16 protein-coding genes are annotated in these 19757 nt (G+C 51.0%); 6 read left to right on the top strand and 10 right to left on the bottom strand.

What is annotated here, in order from left to right:
• Positions 1-110: 110 nt before the first annotated feature.
• Entirely contained in the window at positions 111-407 is a 297-nt protein-coding gene (locus TH61_RS03095) for a GIY-YIG nuclease family protein (RefSeq protein WP_066505752.1), read from the bottom strand.
• Positions 408-631: 224 nt separating this feature from the next.
• Between TH61_RS03095 and TH61_RS03090 the strand changes: the two genes are divergently transcribed.
• On the top strand, positions 632-1855 hold the full coding sequence (locus tag TH61_RS03090; protein ID WP_066505750.1) for an RtcB family protein: 1224 nt from the start codon (positions 632-634) through the stop codon (positions 1853-1855).
• Between the two features lie 364 nt (positions 1856-2219).
• Here TH61_RS03090 and TH61_RS03085 read toward each other — a convergent pair whose 3' ends face one another.
• From TH61_RS03085 to TH61_RS03075, 3 genes are all read right to left on the bottom strand, one after another.
• A complete protein-coding gene (locus TH61_RS03085) occupies positions 2220-3338 on the bottom strand; it encodes a PepSY domain-containing protein (RefSeq protein ID WP_231862292.1) in 1119 nt (372 codons plus the stop codon).
• Positions 3339-3410: 72 nt separating this feature from the next.
• Positions 3411-5726, bottom strand: a complete 2316-nt coding sequence (locus TH61_RS03080; protein WP_066505748.1) for a TonB-dependent receptor — start codon at positions 5724-5726, stop codon at positions 3411-3413.
• 79 nt (positions 5727-5805) lie between these two features.
• Positions 5806-6900: a mechanosensitive ion channel family protein gene (locus tag TH61_RS03075; RefSeq protein WP_066505744.1), complete on the bottom strand. Its 1095-nt coding sequence runs from the start codon at positions 6898-6900 to the stop codon at positions 5806-5808.
• 206 nt (positions 6901-7106) lie between these two features.
• Here TH61_RS03075 and TH61_RS03070 point away from each other — a divergent pair, with 206 nt between their 5' ends.
• The gene (locus tag TH61_RS03070; protein WP_066512475.1) at positions 7107-9287 is read left to right on the top strand and encodes a bifunctional alpha,alpha-trehalose-phosphate synthase (UDP-forming)/trehalose-phosphatase; all 2181 of its coding nucleotides are present in this window, start codon (positions 7107-7109) and stop codon (positions 9285-9287) included.
• Between the two features lie 605 nt (positions 9288-9892).
• Here the strand turns inward: TH61_RS03070 and TH61_RS03065 are convergent.
• Both TH61_RS03065 and metX read right to left on the bottom strand, forming a co-directional pair.
• Entirely contained in the window at positions 9893-11674 is a 1782-nt protein-coding gene (locus TH61_RS03065; protein WP_066505741.1) for a glycoside hydrolase family 15 protein, read from the bottom strand.
• 198 nt (positions 11675-11872) lie between these two features.
• Positions 11873-12892 (bottom strand): homoserine O-acetyltransferase, encoded by a 1020-nt coding sequence (gene metX / locus TH61_RS03060; protein WP_066505738.1) that lies wholly within the window; start codon positions 12890-12892, stop codon positions 11873-11875.
• A gap of 57 nt (positions 12893-12949) precedes the next feature.
• Between metX and TH61_RS03055 the strand changes: the two genes are divergently transcribed.
• Positions 12950-13372, top strand: coding sequence for an OsmC family protein (locus TH61_RS03055; RefSeq protein ID WP_066505734.1), 423 nt, complete (start codon positions 12950-12952; stop codon positions 13370-13372).
• Positions 13373-13818: 446 nt separating this feature from the next.
• On the top strand, positions 13819-14997 hold the full coding sequence (locus TH61_RS03050; protein ID WP_066505731.1) for a PLP-dependent aspartate aminotransferase family protein: 1179 nt from the start codon (positions 13819-13821) through the stop codon (positions 14995-14997).
• Between the two features lie 140 nt (positions 14998-15137).
• Here the strand turns inward: TH61_RS03050 and TH61_RS03045 are convergent, their stop codons facing one another.
• The 4 genes from TH61_RS03045 to TH61_RS03030 form a co-directional block, all read right to left on the bottom strand.
• Positions 15138-15677, bottom strand: coding sequence for a pyridoxamine 5'-phosphate oxidase family protein (locus tag TH61_RS03045; RefSeq protein ID WP_066505722.1), 540 nt, complete (start codon positions 15675-15677; stop codon positions 15138-15140).
• A gap of 173 nt (positions 15678-15850) precedes the next feature.
• On the bottom strand, positions 15851-16231 hold the full coding sequence (locus TH61_RS03040; protein WP_066505719.1) for a hypothetical protein: 381 nt from the start codon (positions 16229-16231) through the stop codon (positions 15851-15853).
• Positions 16232-16321: 90 nt separating this feature from the next.
• Positions 16322-17233 carry a polysaccharide deacetylase family protein gene (locus TH61_RS03035; RefSeq protein ID WP_071887891.1) on the bottom strand — a complete coding sequence of 304 codons (912 nt, stop codon included), beginning with the start codon at positions 17231-17233 and terminating at the stop codon, positions 16322-16324.
• A 132-nt stretch (positions 17234-17365) separates the two neighbouring features.
• Positions 17366-17557 carry a cold-shock protein gene (locus tag TH61_RS03030; RefSeq protein ID WP_066505718.1) on the bottom strand — a complete coding sequence of 64 codons (192 nt, stop codon included), beginning with the start codon at positions 17555-17557 and terminating at the stop codon, positions 17366-17368.
• A 389-nt stretch (positions 17558-17946) separates the two neighbouring features.
• Between TH61_RS03030 and TH61_RS03025 the strand changes: the two genes are divergently transcribed.
• Both TH61_RS03025 and TH61_RS03020 read left to right on the top strand, forming a co-directional pair.
• Positions 17947-19002 carry an oxidoreductase gene (locus TH61_RS03025; protein WP_066505716.1) on the top strand — a complete coding sequence of 352 codons (1056 nt, stop codon included), beginning with the start codon at positions 17947-17949 and terminating at the stop codon, positions 19000-19002.
• A gap of 128 nt (positions 19003-19130) precedes the next feature.
• Positions 19131-19688, top strand: a complete 558-nt coding sequence (locus TH61_RS03020) for a hypothetical protein (protein WP_157600524.1) — start codon at positions 19131-19133, stop codon at positions 19686-19688.
• Positions 19689-19757: the final 69 nt, after the last annotated feature.

Here is a 19757-nt window from a genome sequence, read left to right as displayed (position 1 = left end):
AGGGCTTCTTTCGTCTTTGGCGTATTTTGGTAGAAATAGGCCAAAAACGAGCTCACAATCCATTACCCCCTTTTTGTCATCCTGAAAGGACCTTGTGGGCAAGTTGTAACTCAGCTTGCTATGTAAAGGAAACCCATTTTCGGATTAATTGTCTTTATCAACTCTTCCTTTGATTGCCTACCCAGCAACTTTATTTCCTTTTCTCTTTCAATCGCCTGCTCTACATTGGCATAGCGTTCATAGTATAACAATTTATAGCAGTAGAATTTACCAGCGAAAGTGTCCGGCTTTCCTCTATTGTCTTTATGTTGCTGTAGGCGAGCTTCCAAATCATTGGTTACCCCTGTGTATAAAACAGTTTTACTTGGATTACTAGTAATGTAGACGAAGTAATTATGTTGTTTCATAGGTTCTGTCTGGCTAGTACGCCCACAAGGTCCTTTCAGGATGACAAAAGAGGGAGAGTGCAGGTATTTCCGTTTATCCCTAACTCAAGTACGTCCAACTAAATTACCTCGTAGTGCGTGTAGCTCCTACTAGCGTCTCAACCTGTTTCTGCCTCTTTTCCCCAAAACAACCCAAAAACGAACTCACTTTTTCTCGTATAGCCTAAGCCACCAACTCAAAAGCTATGGCTACGGTAATCAACAACATCACGGTCTTCGGGGAGGAAATCATAGACCAGAGCGCCATTGAACAGATACAGCGCTGTGTGAGCGAGGGAGACATTGGTGTGCTCACCGCCGATGCCCACTATGGCTACGCCCACCCCATAGGCGGGGCAGTGGCGTATAAAAACAAAGTGTCTCTATCTGGGGTGGGGTTTGACATTGGCTGTGGCAACAAGGCCGTCAAGACCAACGTGCTGGCCAGCGATGTGAACATTGCCCGCATCATGGATGAGATAGTAGACCAGATTGGCTTCGGAGTGGGTAGGCCCAATCCCAAGCGCGTGGACCATCCGGTGCTGGAGCACATCCAAAACGCCGACTTCAAACCCCAGCGCGAAATGATTAAAATGGCATCGGCACAATTAGGCACTGTGGGCAGTGGCAACCATTTCATTGATTTGTTTGAGGACGAGAAAGGCTTTCTCTGGATTGGCGTGCACTTCGGGTCAAGGGGCTTTGGGCACAAGACCGCCTCAGGCTTTATTGCCATGTCACAGGGTCTTTCGTTTTTTGACAAAGCCAAAGAAGGGCCTATGGACGGCCCGCCCATCTTGTTCGACATCCACTCAGAACTGGGCCAGGACTACATCTCGGCCATGGGCCTGGCGGGAGAATACGCCTATGCCGGGCGCGACGTGGTGGTGGAGAAGGTGCTGGAGATTCTAGGCGCGCAGAGCACCGAACTTATCCATAACCACCACAACTTCGCGTGGTTTGAGAAGCATCAGGGTGAAGAATACTGGGTGGTTCGCAAAGGCTGTACGCCCGCTTTCCCGGGTCAGAAAGGCTTTATTGGCGCCAACATGCATGACAATTCCGTCATCATTGAAGGTGTGGAAAGTGAGCTTTCCATCAGAGGCTTGTACTCCACGGTGCACGGCGCGGGCAGGGTCATGAGCAGACGCGCCGCCGCCGGTAAAACCAAATGGATACGCGATAGGAGAGGCGTCAAGCGCAAGACCATCATCTCGCCGGGTCTCATAGATTTTGACCAGGTGCAGATGCGCATGAAAGCCCGCAAAATAGAACTACGCGGTGCCGGCGCAGATGAAGCCCCAGAGGCCTACAAGAAACTGGAAGACGTCCTCCAATACCAAGGCAACACCATCAAAGTCCTGCACACACTTAGACCATTAGGTGTGGCCATGGCCAGTGACGAAGTGTTTGACCCTTACAAGGATTGATGGTTGTTTAGTATTATGATGAGGCTGGGCCGTTTTTAGGCTGATTTCCAGGAAATAGGCTAAAAACGACCTAATCATTTGAACAGCCTTTGCTCAAAAGACCTCGTAGCGTGCGCTAGCACCTGTAAGCGTCTATGCCAAAGGCGGTTGTCAACCAGATTCTCCCCTTGAGGGGAGCGAAGAGGGGTGTTTACATCAGCAGATAATTCTGCAGTAGATGGGCAATTCGTTGGAGACAAGGCAGTGCCGTTGTCTCTACATTTATCCGCAACGGCAAGCTCTCATCCAAACTTTCTCCCTTAGGGAGAAGAAACCTTCCAATTCCGTTTTTGCCCTGTTTTCTGGAAAAGATGCTAAAAACGCCTTAACCAACTTTAACAGTAGTCGCCCTGTTTTTACGCTTCTTGTTTCGCCAGATAACAAAGCCAGACACCCACAGGAAGGCCGGTAGAAAGCCAAGGATAAACCACAGAACTCGGGTCACATACCCGCCTACCTCCCCGAAGTGGATAGGAATAAACCAGTTGCGCAAGATGCGGGCGCCGCGGGGGCTGGTTTCTGGGTTGAAGTGGTAAAGCTCTGTGCCGGTGTATTGGTCCAGGTACACCATGGGTCTCATCTCTGGTCCAGCGCCCACGGTGGGGTCTTCTACAAACGTGAGCAGGACGGTACCCACGCTGTCTTTGGGCAGGACCAGACTGCGTTTGGCGTGGTTGGGGTAATAGGTTGCCATACGTTGCAGGGCCTGTTGCACGTCTAGGCCTTCGGCGTTAGCCACATAGGTAGACTTTAGTTTTTTACCAGCGGGCATGCGCTCTGTGGTGGCGGTAATTTGATTGATGGCGGTTTGGGTTTCTTCGGGGAACGCGAAGTTCACGCCCGTTATGGCCATGATGAATAACGGAATGGATACATAGAAACCAGTCACGTTGTGCAGGTCATACGCCCGGCGTTTAGGGCCTGCGCCTTTCTTGTACTGCAACCCGTCTTTTAACAAGCGCTTCTTTCTAGGGAACCACAGATACAGACCCGTGCTTAATAAGACCAAGGCCATCAACAAGGCACAGGTGCCAGTGATGATAGAGCCGGTTTCGCCCATAGTCAATTGACGGTGTAGTTCCAGAATGCCTTCAAACACGCCCCGGCGCTGTTTCATTTCGCCTAGATACTCACCGGTATGAATATCATAAAACAACCATTCCTTCTTTTTCTGAAGCTTGATTTGGTAGTTCTCCAGCTCACGGGTAGGGAAGTTGAGCGTAGCAATGGGCTCTTGGAACTGGGTCTCGGCTTTCTGTACTACTTGCTCTGCTGGATAAACAGGACCAGTGTTTTGGGTCTGGTAATACTTTGAATAAAAAATCCCGGTCAATTCTGGCTGGAAGACATACAGAGAGCCCGTGATGCCCACCACAGACAAAACGGCTCCGCTTAGTAAACCCACCCAGAGGTGCAGAAAGACAAAGATTTTCTTCAGTTTCATAGTCACAAAAAACGCCGGCCTCTTTTACTGTATGCAAGAGAGGCCGGCGCTGTAAAAATAGGCGGAATTTACTTAGAAGTTAAACCCTACGGTGCCAATCACGGTCAACGGGGCGCCTGGCATAATACCCGTCGCCGACTGCGCGCCGTCATAGTAGTACTCATCCGTCAGGTTCTTGCCGTTCACGCTCACATGGAAACGTTTGGCGCGATAGAAAATAGTCGCATCTACCTTGGTATAGCCCGGCAACCTGAACGAGTCATTGATGTCTCCCGGACGGGACTGCACCGAGGTAAACCCTCCGCCAAAGCCCAGGCCTTTCAGCCAGCCAGCCTGCAACTCATAAGTAGTCCAGAAGGTGAAGTTATGCGGGCTCACATTCTGGAAACGGGTGCCTTTGCTGGTCACGCCGTCACTGCTCACGCGGGCATCAATAAAGCTGTAGGTGGCAATCAGGTTCAAGCCAGGAAGCACCTCGCCGGTCACATCCACCTCAGCGCCTTCACTGATAATTTCGCCCACTTGCACTTTAAAGTTCACGTCACGCGGGTCTGGGGCAGAGACGTTGCTTTTCTTGATTCTGAAGTAGCTGGTGGTCAGGTTCAATCTGTCCTGAAAGAGGCCCAATTTGATACCGCCTTCCAGTTGCTGGGTACGTAAGGGCTCAAAGGTATCACCCTCTAAGGTACGGCCAATTTCCGTCTGGAAACCGGTGGAATAGTTGGCGTAGGCAGACAAAGGACCGTAGACTTCATACAGCAAACCTATGCGCGGGTTAAAGGAGTAGTTGCGCTGCGTGGTGGTGTCTTTGCCAAAATAATCCTCGCTGCGGAAATCAAAGATGTCATAGCGTCCACCCAGCAACACGTTCAAACGCTGACGGATGGTGATGAAATCCTGTAGGTAAAAACCGGCGTTCTGGGTGCGGTCCCGGTAGTCTTGAGACGTGGCCGTGCTGTTGACCGGTTTGGGCTTGGTGCTGTACTCAGGGTTGTAAATATCCAGCTGGTCATAGGCTGCCCGTTTCACGTTCAGGTCCAGCATAAAGGAACTGTACTCCACCCCAGCCACGGTACGGTGCGCAATGTCTGCGCCGGTATTGAACTTGCCATACACTTCGTTCTGCGTCGCGAAGTAGCGGTCAAAGGTATACTGGTCCTGGTAGCGGCGGTTGATGCGGCGGTCAGAGTTAGCCACCAACGTTGTCTGCTCTACCAGTTTGCGGGTCTCGGTGCCATAGTTGAAGTTCACGGCGTGGCGCAGGCTCCAGGCATCGTTCAGGCGGTGGGTAAGATTGTATTGCACCAAACGGTTCTGGTAGAATGAGTAGTTGTCCGGCTCACCCAGGCTTCGGCTACGCGGAACGTCTGCAATCTTTCCTTTCACGGCGAAGATTCCGCGGTCAGATGGTTGGTTGTGGTTCAGGAGCTCGGCCTCTACGCTTAAAGACGTGTTAGGGGAGAAGTCATACATCACCGATGGGGCCACGAAGTAGCGCTTGGTCTTTACAAAATCGCGGTAGCTTTCACTGCGCTCATACAAGCTGTTTAAACGGTATTTAAAGGCTTTGGCTTCGCCGATGGTACCGCCCAAGTCCACGCTTGGTCTGATTAAATTGAAGTTGTTGCCGGTCAACTGAACAGACTGGAACGTGGAGGCTGTTGGTTTTTTGGTGGTGAGGTTGATGAGACCGCCGGGGTCACTCACGCCATATAAGACGGAGGCGGGGCCTTTCATTACTTCCACCTGCTGGATGTTAGCGCTTTCGCGGTAAGTACGGGCCGGGTTTCTGAAACCGTTCTTGAAAATGCTGGTCTGGTCTGTTCTAAAGCCTCTAATCTGGAAAACATCTGTGCGTCCGCCAAAGCCGGTCTCCACAGAAACCCCGCTCACGTTACGCATGGCGTCTTCCACTCGTACCACCTGCAACTGGTCCATGGCGCGTCTTGACAGCACCTGCACCGACTGCGGAACAGTGCTCAGGTGCGCTTCCATCTTGGTAGCGGTGGTGCCTTCGCGCTCCAGGTAATTGCCGGCTTTGCTGCCGGTAATCTCTACCTGCGCCAAAGTAAAATCTGAAGTGTTCAAGCGCATATACACGGGCAGAACCTGCTGAGCCGCAAGGGAGATGGGCAGCTTGACAGACTCGTAGCCTATGCCTGAAATCACTAAGGTGTAGTTACCGGCCGGAATGCTTTTGATGAGGAATTTGCCTTCATCGTCGGTGGTACTCCCCAAGGTGGTGCCTTCCAAACCCACGCTGATACCGGGCAAAGATTCGCCTTTCTGGGATTGGATGCGCCCTTCAATGCGGCCCGTGGAGGATTGTCCAAAGAGGAGAGAAGAAGTGAATGTGAAAAGAAACAGGAGGGTAAGTAAGCGTTGCATGTCTATTTATTTAGACTAATTATAAACTTGCGCAAACTTACTGGAGAATTTCAGGAATACAAAGTTGTTTAGAGAGTTTCTAAATAATCACACCGCCCTCTGCCGCACCTGGCACCACAGTCCTAGTAAGAGGCAGGCATTCTGGATAATTTTTCTGCACAAAGTCCACCAGTTTTTCCCGCACAAAGCAACGCAAGTCAAAGGCTGAGCCAGAATCGCGGGCGCTCACCAGCATGCGCAGTTCCAGGGTCCGCTCTTTGGAATCCGTGACTTGCAGCAGGCCCACGCGCCCGTCCCAGAGCGGCGTCTCTTTCAAGATTTTGTTGAGCTCTTCCCTGAGCGGCTCCACCGGAATGGTATAGTCCAGATAAAGAAACACGGTGCCCAGAATCTCAGCATTGGTGCGGGTCCAGTTCTGGAAGGGCTTTTCAATAAAGTAGTTGATGGGCAACACCAGACGGCGCTGGTCCCAGAGGCGCATGACCACGTAGGTAAGGTTAATCTCCTCCACGCGGCCCCATTCGTTCTCCACCACTAGCACGTCATCAATGCGTATGGGCTGCGTGAAGGCAATCTGGAAACCAGCCAGCAGATTGGCCAGGGACCGCTGGGCCGCAAAGCCAATGATGACCCCGGCAATCCCCGCAGAAGTGAGTAAGCCCGTGCCTATTTTGCGCACCGTCGGGAAACTCATCAAAATCATGGCGGCCGCAAAGAAGATAATCAAAATAATGACCATCCTTCTTATGAACTGCAACTGCGTGAAGAGCCGCCGTTCCCGTATGTTGTCCTCCTTGTCAATGTGATGTTTCTTGCGCACCCTGTACTGCACCACGTTCACCCAGCCAATCAAAAAATAGGCAAAAGCGCAGATAAGCAGAATCTCCATGATGCGCCGCAGTACCTCAAAGGCATCTGGCGCCAAAGGAAGCAGCGGAAGCGCTACAGACAACACCAGCAAGGGAAGGAAATAAGCCAAGGGTTTGCTCTGCCTTAACAAGATGCCTTCTACCCAACTGCTAGGAAACCAATGCTGATAGGCCGTCAGGACTTTGAAGATCATCCATTTAAGCAGGAGGCCCGCCAACAATGCCGCCACTACCACGCCCAAACCCTGTAAAAACTGAGAAAGATGGTCTAAGGTGAAGTGCCTGAGTTGTTGTAGTAGTTCCATGGACGTGCGCGTCTATCACGTCTTCCCTTACCCCATGCAAGAAAGAAAGGTTACCCATGGGGCACAGGCTCCAAACCTTAGCCCCATGGGTGCACCCCTTAACCAAAGCCCTTCTAAAAGAGTAAACTATACCACTAAGCTGTAAACGGCGCAGGTGCTGGCCAAAAGCTGGCAGCGGCGCTTTGTACGTCACCAACTGGTATCCTATGTCTAAAACCATCATCATCTCCAATAGATTGCCCATTAAAGTACAGCGTAAGGAAGAGGGGTTGGCCTATGAGACAAGTGAAGGAGGATTGGCCACAGGCTTAGGCTCTATCTATAAAGAAGGCGACAACGTCTGGATTGGCTGGCCCGGTCTTTTCTTTGAGGACGAAGCCGAAGAACAGGAAGTCACTCAATCGCTCAAGTCCCAGAGCATGTACCCGGTGTTCCTCACCGAGAGCGAGATCAAAGAGTTCTACGAAGGCTTCAGCAATGAAACGCTGTGGCCTTCCTTCCACTACTTCAGTCAATACACGGTCTATGACGACGTTTACTGGGAGGCGTACCAAAACGTAAACCGGAAGTTCTGCCAAGCCGTCATGGAAGTGGCTGCACCCGGTGACACCATCTGGGTGCATGACTACCAGTTGCTCTTGCTGCCTGCCTACATCAGAGAGGCGTTTCCAGAGAGCAGCATCGGGTTTTTTCAGCACATTCCGTTTCCGTCTTTTGAGGTGTTCAGGATGCTGCCCTGGCGCGAAAAGCTTTTGAAAGGCATGCTGGGCGCCGATCTCATTGGCTTCCATACCTATGACGACGTCCGACATTTCCTGAGTTCGGTGAGCCGCATCATTGGCATGAACACCACGCAGGGCCTCATAGACAACGGCTACCGGCAGATCATGGTAGATGCATTCCCCATGGGCATTGACTATGAGAAATATGCCCAACTGGCTGCCTCAGAAGAGATGAAGGAGAAACTCATCCCCTACAATGAGGCCCTGAGCGGGCAGAAGGTCATCCTGTCCATTGACCGACTGGACTACTCCAAAGGAATACCAGCCCGATTGCAAGCCTTTGAGCTGCTTTTGCAGGAGTACCCGGAGTTCAGGGAGAAGGTGACCTTGTTTATGCTGGTGGTGCCGTCCCGGGATCAGGTAGAAAAATACAAGCAACTCAAAGAAACCATTGATGAGTTGGTGGGCCGCATCAACAGCTCGTACCGCACTATTTCCTGGAACCCCATCCAGTACTTTTACCGCTCGTTTCCCATTGAGGAGTTGTCGGCGCTTTATACCGTGGCAGACATTGCCCTCATCACTCCCATGCGCGACGGCATGAACCTGGTCTGCAAAGAGTTTGTGGCCAGTAAACTGGATCAAAAAGGCGTCCTGATTCTGAGTGAGATGGCCGGCGCCGCCAAAGAACTGTCAGACGCGCTCATCATCAACCCCAATGATCTTGGCCAGATGGTGCAGGCCATGCGCGAGGCCATGACCATGCCCGAGGCCGACCAGCAAACCCGCATGCAGCACATGCAGGAGATCCTCAAGCGCTATGACATCCACCAGTGGGTGAGCATTTTCATGAACCGTCTGGAGTACATCAAAATCAAGCAGCTGACCCTGGCCACCGAGTACCTGTCAAAAGAAGAGCGCCAGGCCTTGCTGCAAAGCTACCAGAAGGCCCAGCAGCGTATCCTGTTCCTGGACTATGACGGCACGCTCACGGGCTTCGTGCAGAACCCCAAGCATGCGTTCCCAGACGAGGAGTTGCTACGTGTGTTGGACCACTTAACCCAAGAACCTAAAAACCGCGTGGTGGTCATCAGCGGCCGCGACCGCCATACCTTAGAAGAGTGGTTAGGCCATCTGCCCGTAGACATCATTGCGGAGCACGGCGTCTGGATGCGCCAGCAAACCCATGACTGGCACATGATGCATCATATCACCAATGACTGGAAAACCGAGGTGCGGCCCATCATGGAAATGCACGTAAGCCGCACGCCCGGCTCGTTCATAGAGGAGAAGGACTACTCCCTGGTGTGGCATTACCGCAAGGTAGATTCCTCCTTAGGCGAACTGCGCGCCCGCGAACTCAGCAACCACCTTCAGTTCATGGCCGCCAACATCAACCTGCAAGTCATGGAAGGCGACAAGGTGCTGGAAGTGAAGAACGTAGAAGTGAACAAAGGCCTGGCCACCTTGCGCTGGCTAGAACTGCACCCCCATGATTTCCTGCTGGCCATTGGCGATGACCGCACCGACGAGGATATGTTCAAGATCATGCCCGACGACGCTTACACCATTAAAGTGGGTAGCCAACGCTCCCTGGCCAAGTACAACTTGGACAATCACCAAGAAGTGAGGAAGCTATTGCAGGATCTGTGCGAAGAAAAATAGTCTGGATGTATATGTCTTCTTTTAGGCTTGCTTTCTGGAAAGCAGCCTAAAAATGATGTTTGCTTTTTGTTTAATGTTGAGTTAGGTAAAAGCTAGCATTTCGTCCCCCTTTGAAGGGGGTAGGGGGATGACATGCTTTATCTCATTATTACCTTCCGCCTCTACCACCCAAGCCCATTACTACCAATCTCATTTTCGCTTACTTCCTATCTGCGTTCGTCACTTTTCTCCTTGATGAGAAAAGTAACCAAAAGAATCAAGAACCCCCGAACTCGCTGCCGCTCAGACAGGCGGTGGTTCAGTTTTGTGCACCTGGCCAATGTGGTTCGTTTCATGGCGAACTTACGCCGTTACTACTTCACAAGCCATTACTTTCTCCCTCGGTCAAGGGCAGGCTGGTTATGGGTGGTGCCGTTGCAATGCCTGTATGCGCTGGCGCGGAGCCTTTGTAGAGACACCGGCACGGCCTTGTCTCCTGCGCATTACATAGATCTTTTCGGTTTTGAGCTAATTCCTTTGAAACAGGCTAAAAATGATTTCCTATTAAACCAAGAAAGGCCAGCAATTCGCTGGCCTTTCTTGGTTTATCATACAACTTCTCCTCCTTACAAGAAAGAAGGTCTGTCCAAGCGTTTAGAAATGCGGTAGGCGGCATTGAGCAAGCCCACGTGGCTATAGGCCTGAGGGAAGTTCCCCCACTGGCTGCCGTCTCTGGAGTCTACGTCCTCGCTGAGCAAGCCTAGGTGGTTGGTGTACTTGAGGATGTTCTCAAACTCAAGCAGAGCTTCGTCCACGCGGCCTACGCAGGCCAGGGCCTCAATGTACCAGAAGGCGCAAATCAAAAACGTGCTTTGCGGAACCCCGAAGTCATCGGCGTGCTTGTAGCGGTAGAAAAGTCCCTCGGGAGTTTTGAGCTCCCGTTCCATGGCGGCCAGGTGCGTTTTGGCTACCTCAGAGGCGGGGTCAATGTAGTGCATCATAATCAACTGGAGCGTGCTGGCGTCTAAGTGATTCTTGCCTATGGCCTGCGTGTATACGCCTCTGGTTGGGTCAAAGCATTGCTCGATTTTGGCCGCGGCTTGTTGCATCAAGTCGGTGGCTAGTTGGTGCAGTTGTTCGTCGCCAAAATGACGGGCTGCGCTGCGTGCCGCCGCCGCGCCCGCCCAATGGAACAGGTAGGTGTAGGTGTGGTACTGCGCAAAATCCCGGAACTCCCAGAGTCCCGCATCGGGCTCTTCCATGGTGTCCTGTATCTTGTAGAGCGTCTTGTAAATCAGCTTCTGGGATTCAATGCGCTCGGCATCGTTGAAACGGCGGTCAATGTAGAGCGGCAACAGTGCCACCAGAATCTGACCGTACACGTCGTTCTGAATGTGGGTATAAGCGTCATTGCCAATGCGCACCGGCTTGTTGCCCAGGTAACCTTCCAACTCCAGTTCCAGCTCGGTGAGTTTACTTTGTCCGCTGATGGAATAGAGCGGTTGGTAGCGTGGCGTGTCCTTAGCGGTGATGTTGGCAATGAAATGGAAGTAGCGCTCCATCTCCTCAAAGTGCCCGATGTTGTTGAACGCGTTGAGGATGTAGTAGGTATCGCGCATCCAGCAGAAGCGGTAATCCCAGTTCCGGCCGCTACCGGGGTGCTCCGGTAAGCTGGTGGTAGGCGAGGCGATGATGGCGCCCGTGTCTTCGTACTGGTGTATTTTCAAGGCCAGCGCACTTCGGATCACTTGCTCCTGGAAGAAGTTGCTGATACTGGTGTTCTTCACCCAGTTGTGCCAGTAGCGCGTGGTCTGGCGAAGGAAGGATTCAACGGTGCTTTCCAGATTCGCCTCTAGCGGCGCTCCATAGGTTAGGACAAAGTACAGGGTCTCATTGAGTACAAAATACTGGTCTTCCAGAATGTAGCTTAAAGAAGCGTTGGTGGTCAGGCGCACTTCCTCGTCTAAGCCCAAAAAAGCGATATGGTTAGAACTGCGTCTTCGTTTTAATTCTAGTTGACCATAGTTGCCCATGGGGTGGCAGGTGGCTTTGATGCGCGGCGAACCAGCGATAGGCTCCACTTTTCTCACCAGCATCAAGGGCTTGTAATAGCGTTGGTGCTGTCTAAAGCGCGGGGCAAAGTCGGTGACGCGGTAAGAGCCTTCTTGGCAGGTGATTTCGGTGCAGAGGATGTTGGTGTTTTCTACATAATATTGGTGCGAGGTAAATTCCTCTGCGTCTGGTTTTAGGGAGAACTCGCCGCCTTTCTGCCGGTCCATCATGGGCCCGAACACAAAACTGCTGTCAAATCTGGGCCAGCAGAGCCATTCAATATTGGTGTCTTGGTGTATCAAGGCTAGATAGGCACAGTTGCCAATCAAGCCCATATCATAGGTGTGCTTCGCCATACGGGTTCTGATAGACGCCGGGATTGTCTGCCGGCTTCTGACATACCGTGTACCGTTTTGCGTAGGCTGAGGTTTCTAAAAATATGGAGGTCGCCCTCTAAACCCATTTTTGGCCTGTTTTCCAAAAAAGAAGCCAAAATCGAAAATCTAGTATGCCCCGAAGGTGAAATTGCGGCGATGAAAAGGCTATGCGATGGTTTATTTAACGGCTGGCAACCATTCCTGCAAAGCCTGGGTGATGCGCTCGCCTTCAATAATGAAGCCGTCATGGCCGTAGTCAGATTCAATCTCCACGTACTGCGCGCTGGGGATATGCTGAGCTAGGAACTTCTGCTCCTGCACCGGGCACAGCACGTCACTGCTAATGCCAATCACCAAGGTTTTCTGCTTTATCTGGTGTAGCACTTCTGCCAGTTTTCCGCCGCGGCCACGGCCCAAGTGATGACTGTCCATGGCCTTGGTGAGAATCCAGTAACTGTAGGCGTTAAACCGGTTTACCAGCTTGTCGCCTTGATAATTGATGTACGACGAGACGCGGTAGTTGTCCAGCTTCTCCACGTCAGGGTCGGTTTGGTTCTGTTCCAGAATCTGGAAGCTACGATAGGTGAGAATGCCCACGGCACGAGCCGCTTTCAAGCCTTTGCTCCCGGCCGTATCAGAGTTTTCGCCAAAAGTGCCATCGGCTTCAATGGCCAGGCGCTGAGTGGTATGAATGGCAATGCCCCAGGCGCTTTCGGCCGCTGAGGTAGCCAGTAGAAACAAATTCTCAATTCGGTCTGGCTCCAGCACGCACCATTCCAACGCCTGATAACCACCCATGCTTCCGCCGGCCAAGAGGTAAATCTTTTCTATGCCCAGATGCTCCCGCAACAACGCATGCGCCTTGACCATGTCCCTGATGGTTACTTGCGGAAACGTGGCATAATAGGGTTGGTTGGTTTCTGGATTCTTGCTCAGCGGACCCGTAGAGCCATAGCACGAGCCCAGAATGTTGGCGCAGACAATGAAATGCTCCCGGGGATTGATGGCTTTGCCTTCGGCGGTGACGCCGTTCCACCAGTCCAGCGGGTTGGAATTAGCGGTGAGGGCATGGCAAATCCAGACTACATTGCTTTTCTTTGTGTTCAACTCACCAAATGTATGGTAGGCAATAGTCAGAGCCGGAAGCGTCTGGCCGGTCTCTAACGCGAAAGGGTGAGGGTACTCAAAGTAATTCATGCCGTGTGATGCCAATGTTCTGCAAAGAAAGGCGCTACAGGTTTTAAATCGAAGAAAATGATTAGAATAGAATTAGAACGCACCGCCGGCGACTACGGCTTCGAGGCAAAAGACACCAACGGGCACGTCATCACCACCGACACCAGCCATGATGGCGGCGGTAGCAACGCGGGCGTACGCCCCATGCAAATGCTTTTAATGGCCCTGGGCGGCTGCGCGGGCATTGACGTGGTCATGATCTTGAACAAACAGCGCCAGACCATCACTCATTTCAAAATGTACATTGACGGCGAACGCGAGACCGGCAAAGAACCCGCCCTCTGGACCAATATCCACGTGGTGTATGAACTGGGCGGCACCATAGACGCAGACAAAGCCGACCGCGCCTGCCAGCTCTCTATGGACAAGTACTGCTCCGTGGCCGAAACCCTCCGCCGCGCCGGCGCCAACATCACCTGGGAAGTGAAGCTTACTGCGTAAGCTAGTCCTGAGTCTTGAGTCGCGAGTCCTGAGTCTGAAATGCGTTTTGGCCTGTTTTCTGGAAAACAGGCCAAAAACGATAAACTTGGCTTAGGCCGCAGGCCAAGCCAGCTACGTTCCAGCAGATAAAGCAAACCGTGCTTTAGCACGCAAGACTCTGCAGCGACAGTAGCAGAATTTGCCTGAAAAGAGGTGATTGACAATTAAGTCTTTGAAGAATTGGGACCGAAACCAGTCTTGGTCCTGAGCGCCTCTGTTGTTTCGTCGCCTGAAAGGCGGGGTCAAAGGCCCAGAGTACAACAGCAGTGCGAAGGGCCAAGACGGGGCCCCGCGGCCGTGAGCGCTTAGCGGAAAAGATGAAACAAAGCAGGTGTTTCGCACCGCAAGAATCGGCATAACCAAGGGAACAGCCAAATGCGTGCCGCAAGCATTCAAACAAAGAAACAATGGAAGAGCAAAACTACCATCCCATCACTCAAGCCATCCGAACCCAAACCGAACGCACCCAGGAAATGGAGCACGCCACACCGCTCTTCCTGACCAGCAGCTTCGTGTTTGACAACGCCGAGGACATGCGCGCCGCCTTCGCCGATGAGACCGACGACAACATTTACAGTCGGTTCAGCAACCCCAGCGTGCAAGAGTTCACCGACAAGATGGTTGCCTTGGAAGGAGCGGAGGCGGGCTTCGCGACGGCGTCTGGGATGAGTGCGGTGTTTGCCTCGTTCATGGCCCTGCTCAAATCCGGAGACCATCTGCTTTCCTGCAACTCTATCTTCGGAAGCACACACACGGTCATTACCAAATTCTTGCCCAAGTACGGCATAGAGTACAGTTATGTGCCCGCCGACAAACCCGAGGAATGGGAAGCTGCCATTCGGGCCAACACCAAGATGCTCTACATTGAGACGCCCACCAACCCGGGGCTGGACATCATTGACCTGGAGTGGGTGGGACAATTGACCAAGAAGCACAACATCTTGCTCAACGTAGACAACTGCTTTGCTACTCCTTTGAACCAGCAGCCTATTCAATTCGGCGCTGATTTAGTGGTGCATTCGGCGACCAAATGGTTGGACGGGCAAGGCCGCGTAATGGGTGGCGTAGTGGTAGGCAAGGCAGCGCTTATCAAAGACATTTACCTGTTCTGTAGGAGCACCGGCCCTGCGCTGTCGCCGTTCAACGGGTGGGTGTTGAGCAAAAGCCTGGAGACTTTGGATGTGCGCATGGAGCGCCACGCTGGCAACGCCTTAAAGATTGCCACAGCTTTGCAAGACCATCCAAAACTGAGCTGGGTGAAGTACCCGTTTCTGCCATCTCATCCGCAATATGCCATTGCCCAAAAGCAGATGCAGAACGGCGGCGGCTTGCTCTGCTTTGAATTGAAAGGCGGTCTAGAAAGTGGCCGGAAATTCCTGGACAGTCTGCAGATGTTGTCGCTCACCGCCAATTTAGGCGACACGCGTAGCATTGCCTCGCATCCGGCCAGCACCACCCACGCCAAACTCACCGAAGAGGAGCGACTGGCCGTTAACATCACCCCCGGCCTTATCAGAATCTCAGTTGGCTTGGAGCACGTAGATGACATCTTGAACGATATTCTGCAGGCGTTGGAGAAGTGCTAGGTTGGCCTACGCTTTTTTACGTCCTTAACTCGTTTAAACCGAAAAGCCATTGAAAGGCTGGTCCATGAAAAAGCGTTTTCGGCCTGATTTCTAGAAATCAGGCCGAAAACGCTTTTCTGGTTTTAGTACGAACAGGCTTCTTATTGCAGGTCCAGTTTTCCTTCAATGGAATCATCCAGGGTGACGCCTATAGCCGCACCAACGGCTTGTTTGGCGAAGGCGACAGCATTACCGTGCTTGTTGTCCCAGTAATAGCCGCCGGTGGGCACCACCTTGAGGACAGTGATTCTGGGGTCGTCCACGCCTTCGGTGAACCAGGTTTTGAGCATGGGGTTCCAGAGTTCTTTAATCATGGCTTTGTCCTTGCTCACCTCGGTGTTGCCGTAGACGGTCAAGAAGTCTGAGTGCGCCGAGCCTTGGAACATCAACTGTACAAACGGGTCTTGCTGTAGCTCTTCAATCTTGTGGGAGTCGTCTGAGGTCAGGAACCAGAAATTGCCGGCCTCGTCTGCTTTCAAGACTGCCATGGGACGGGTAGTAATGGGCTGGCTGGCCTTGATATTGGTGCAGAAGAAACAGCTCTCAGCGGTTTCTGCCAAGGCTTTCATTTTCTTGGCGGCCTCAGCGCCGTGCAGGTCCTGGTGGTTCTTCTCGGGCTGATTTTGGTTGATGCTATCCATAGTTTTAAGAGTCGTTAGGTTAGAAAGATGTACTGTGTTTGCCGGGCACCGGTTTTCTTTCTCCCTCTAGCGGTTGAATTTCACTGGAAAGCGAAAACCCGTTTTTGGCCTGATTCTGAGAAAACAGGCCAAAAACGGGTTTTGTTTTTATGTGTAAGTTGGGTAAAGGATATTTATTTGCTAAGCTTAACTAAGTAATCAATGTTATTAATATTAGATTTAAAAGGGTAAAGAACTTTATTTCCCACAATGTATAAGCTGTCAGAAGTTATCTCAAACTTCAACATCTTGTTTTCAAAGTCTTTGATGAATCTTAACCTGTGGGTTCCGTTGAAGACTTTGCTTTCAGAATCAATTTTAAGGAGAAAGCCGCCTGAATCGGGTTCAATAACCTCCCAAGTGCCTCTATCTCTAGTTTTTCCTAATACACTGCAATTTAAGGTTACGGGAAGAGTTACATATTCGTCTTTGAACCTGAATATGCTTCCAAGTAAACATCCCCTAATATCATATTCATTGTAGTGTATAGCTTCTATATCCCAAATTCCTTCCATCGTTTCTTCTACTCTGCTTGAGCAAGATATGAGAGTGGATAAGAGAATGAAGTAAGCTAAAATAATAGAACTGCTTTTTTTTAACATTCCCTAAAAGCTATTCTTGATGCTGTTGTGCAGGGTGCGCGTGCTCCAGTAACCGCTCGCAATAATGCGTCTAATGGTGAAGAGCGGGTCCTGCTGGTCGCGTTTGGTGGCGAGCTGGAAGGCCGCCGCAAAGCCGCGTTTCTGTAGTTCAGGAATGGCCTCGGGCTCCCACAATCCAAACGGGTACGCGAAGTAGCGGATAGGCTTGCCCGTGATGGCTTCCAGTTGCTTGGTAGGTTTCTCTATCTGGGTAATCCAGTCCTTGCCCTCGTACTTCTTGACGTTGTGGTGGTCATAGGTGTGCGAGCCTATCACGTGCCCCTGATCAGAGAGTTCTTTAATTTGCGCCTTGGTCATGTAGTTGGGCCTGCCAATAGAAACCGTCATCAAAAAGAACACGCCTTTGAAGCCGTACTTGTCCAGTTCGGGCTTGGCAACAGTGTACTGGTCCAGTTTGGTGTCATCAAAGGTGAGCATGATGGGCTTGGACGGTAGCGGCTTCCCCTCAGTGAGGTAGGCGTAGAGCTGGTCGGGTAGGATGGTGTGGTAACCGCTGTCGGCTAACATTTTCATCTGGGCCCTGAACTCGGCAGTCTTGACAATATAGTCTTTGCCCACTTTGCCGTCCTTAGAGGTCCAATTGCGGATCTGGTGGTAGCACAGAATGGGCACCTGCGGTCTGGCCAGGATAGAAGCCGCCGTGGCTTTCACTTCTTTAAACGGTGCGTTGGGGTCTGCCACCGCTGAAGCTGCCGCCGGTGGCGTAGTAGCATTTTGCTGGGTAGCGGGGAGTGGCTTTTTAGCCGAGGCAACAGGGGCCCGGGCTTCGATTTGGCCAGAGAATGCAAACAAGAAATAACCTGCTAGTAACAAAACAGGTACTAGTACTAAATACCAACTGCGGTTCCGGGTCATACGGGTAAAAGATAAAAAAAGAAGGAAAAGGGGCGGGGCAACGGCAATGGGCGTTCCCCACAGGGAAGATACAAAAAAAGGGCTTCGCATGTATGCAAAGCCCTTTTTTATGAAACTGATATATATTAAAACTTATGCAAGCTTCACATTAACAGCGTTCAAACCTTTTCTGCCTTCTTTCAGCTCAAAAGTTACATCATCATTCTCTCTGATCTCGTCTACTAAGTTAGACACGTGAACAAAGTACTCTTCGTTTGTTTCTGCATCTTTAATGAAACCAAATCCTTTGGAGTCATTGAAGAATTTTACTTTACCGTTTTTCATTTTTTGATTTTAATAGATATGCAAAGGTATGTATTCTCTTGAATACTATACGCTATATACATAAAAAATAGTTGATGTCTGAGCGCTGAGGGCAGGTTTTAGCCTTTGTAACTGAGATAATTACGTCTTTATTCCTGCTTTTTTATGAAATTATAGTACAAATACGTACCCGTGTTTTGAAGTTTTCAAAGAAGAGGTGCTTAGTGTCCAAGGCATTTTGGGATTGACTATGATAGGGATACCGGTTTTGCCCTGATTTATAGAAAAGAGGTTAAAAACGAAAGTCTGCCCTTTGCGTCTTGGTGAAAGAAGAATCAGAAAGCCACGGGATATTTTATTTTCTTTGGAGGTGGGTTCGCTCTTTTGGTTGGCATTAAAAAACAAGAAGTATGATACGCGTAGGATTGATAGGTTATGGCATGGCCGGACAAGTGTTTCATGCCCCGTTTGTGGAGGCTGTGGATGGGTTGGAACTGACCAGAATCAGGGAGTCACGGGAGGAGAATATTCGTCTGGCTAATGACCGTTACCCCAAAGCGGCAGTGACGGCCAATGTGCAGGATATTCTCCAAGACGATGACATTGACCTAGTTATTGTGGCCGTGCCCAACAGTGCCCACTACTCACTGGCCAAGGAAGCCTTGCTAGCCGGAAAGCACGTGGTGGTGGAAAAGCCCTTTACCGTCTCCTCTGCCGAGGCCGAAGAGCTGATTGAGCTGGCAAAGTCTCAAGGCAAGGTATTGACCGTGTACCACAACCGCCGCTGGGACAGCGACTTTAGAACCATCCAGAAGCTAGTGCAGCAAAACCTTCTGGGTACTTTGGTAGAATACCGCGCGCACTTTGACCGATTCAGGAACGCTGTTAGGGCTAACACTTGGAAAGAGGAAGAGGCGCCAGGTACGGGTATTCTTTATGACTTGGGTTCGCATCTCATTGACCAAGCCTTGACCTTGTTCGGGATGCCGAAAGCCATTTGGGCAGACATCAGAAGTCAGCGCGAAGGAAGCCAGATACCAGACAAGTTTGAGACCGTGCTCTTCTATGACAAACTCAAAGTGGTTTTAACCGCCGGCATGCTGGTGCGCGAACCTGGTCCCCGTTACATCTTGCACGGCGACAAAGGCTCTTTCTTTAAACACGGCCTGGACGTACAGGAAGAAGCACTCAAGCAAGGCCTCTTCCCGAAGGCCCTACCCACCACTTGGGGCGTAGAACCCGAGCATCTCTGGGGACAGTTGAACACCGATATTCATGGCTTGCACTTTATAGGCAAAGTAGAAAGCGAAACCGGCGATTATCGCGGCTTTTATGACAACGTGGAGCAGGCTATCATTGGTGAAGCCGAATTAGCTGTAAAACCAGAGCAGGCGCGGGATGTGATTAGAATTATTGAACTGGCTATGCAGAGCAGTGAGGAGAAACGAGTGGTGGAGGTTGGGTAAATTTATTTAGGCAATTTCAAGTGCACATCATAATCTCCTTAAGCAAGAAGTTTTATTCCATATATTGAGCTGATAAGCTGAGTAGTTCCTTTTAGCTTCTAGTTAGAGGCAAGCAAAAATCATAAACAGTGGAAATATCTGTCGACGCAAAAAGGATTGTTCTCACAACAGGTGCGTGTCTCATGGTTTCTGTATTCTCATTCCTTCTGGCTGGAGAGGAGAGAGGGCCATTTCTAAGCACCTTCGCCTTTGCTTTAGCCATCTTCCTTACTAACCTTGACAGGGTTCCCCCTAATAAAACTATAGTTGTATGTGTAGGGCTACTGCTCTCGTTTGCTGCCTTTCTTATTACGATTATAGGGGTAGTAATGCTCTCCAAAGCTTTGGGAAGCGCCTCTCAGCCACTAGGTACTGCAATAGGAGCTACCTTAATGTATCTTGTCTGCAGCGTCTACATTAGAATTGATTTCTTCAAAACTGGGCTTACCATCACGATTGCCTCTGCCTTGGCTGTCATACCTTTTGTTGAGCTTATAAAGCAGACTTTAACCAATACCAGCCCTTTTGGCATTCTGACCGCTGACCCAGGGCTTTACTTTATTTGCTGGCAGACTTTGGTGGGCTTCGGAATAAGTGTCGGAGTTTGGTTAAAGTCAGAAGAAATGCCTGCCACTAACAATAGCTAAAAGTCAGCCTCGGCCGACGGCCTCTGGCGCCATTTAGCCTAGACGTTATAGTCTATTAGGAAGTAGCAT

The organism is Rufibacter sp. DG15C (genome assembly GCF_001577755.1).
Lineage (GTDB): Bacteria > Bacteroidota > Bacteroidia > Cytophagales > Hymenobacteraceae > Nibribacter.
This window is presented reverse-complemented; position numbering and strand designations above follow the sequence as displayed.

Bases quoted from the DNA above. Each gene is read 5' to 3' on its own strand.
- TH61_RS03050 (WP_066505731.1), top strand. From the start codon at position 13,819: ATGGAAGAGCAAAACTACCATCCCATCACTCAAGCCATCCGAACCCAA.
- TH61_RS03065 (WP_066505741.1), bottom strand. From the start codon at position 11,674: ATGGCGAAGCACACCTATGATATGGGCTTGATTGGCAACTGTGCCTAT.
- TH61_RS03055 (WP_066505734.1), top strand. From the start codon at position 12,950: ATGATTAGAATAGAATTAGAACGCACCGCCGGCGACTACGGCTTCGAG.
- TH61_RS03035 (WP_071887891.1), bottom strand. From the start codon at position 17,233: ATGACCCGGAACCGCAGTTGGTATTTAGTACTAGTACCTGTTTTGTTA.
- metX (WP_066505738.1), bottom strand. From the start codon at position 12,892: ATGAATTACTTTGAGTACCCTCACCCTTTCGCGTTAGAGACCGGCCAG.
- TH61_RS03025 (WP_066505716.1), top strand. From the start codon at position 17,947: ATGATACGCGTAGGATTGATAGGTTATGGCATGGCCGGACAAGTGTTT.
- TH61_RS03040 (WP_066505719.1), bottom strand. From the start codon at position 16,231: ATGGAAGGAATTTGGGATATAGAAGCTATACACTACAATGAATATGAT.
- TH61_RS03085 (WP_231862292.1), bottom strand. From the start codon at position 3,338: ATGAAACTGAAGAAAATCTTTGTCTTTCTGCACCTCTGGGTGGGTTTA.
- TH61_RS03095 (WP_066505752.1), bottom strand. From the start codon at position 407: ATGAAACAACATAATTACTTCGTCTACATTACTAGTAATCCAAGTAAA.
- TH61_RS03080 (WP_066505748.1), bottom strand. From the start codon at position 5,726: ATGCAACGCTTACTTACCCTCCTGTTTCTTTTCACATTCACTTCTTCT.
- TH61_RS03030 (WP_066505718.1), bottom strand. From the start codon at position 17,557: ATGAAAAACGGTAAAGTAAAATTCTTCAATGACTCCAAAGGATTTGGT.
- TH61_RS03070 (WP_066512475.1), top strand. From the start codon at position 7,107: ATGTCTAAAACCATCATCATCTCCAATAGATTGCCCATTAAAGTACAG.
- TH61_RS03075 (WP_066505744.1), bottom strand. From the start codon at position 6,900: ATGGAACTACTACAACAACTCAGGCACTTCACCTTAGACCATCTTTCT.
- TH61_RS03045 (WP_066505722.1), bottom strand. From the start codon at position 15,677: ATGGATAGCATCAACCAAAATCAGCCCGAGAAGAACCACCAGGACCTG.
- TH61_RS03090 (WP_066505750.1), top strand. From the start codon at position 632: ATGGCTACGGTAATCAACAACATCACGGTCTTCGGGGAGGAAATCATA.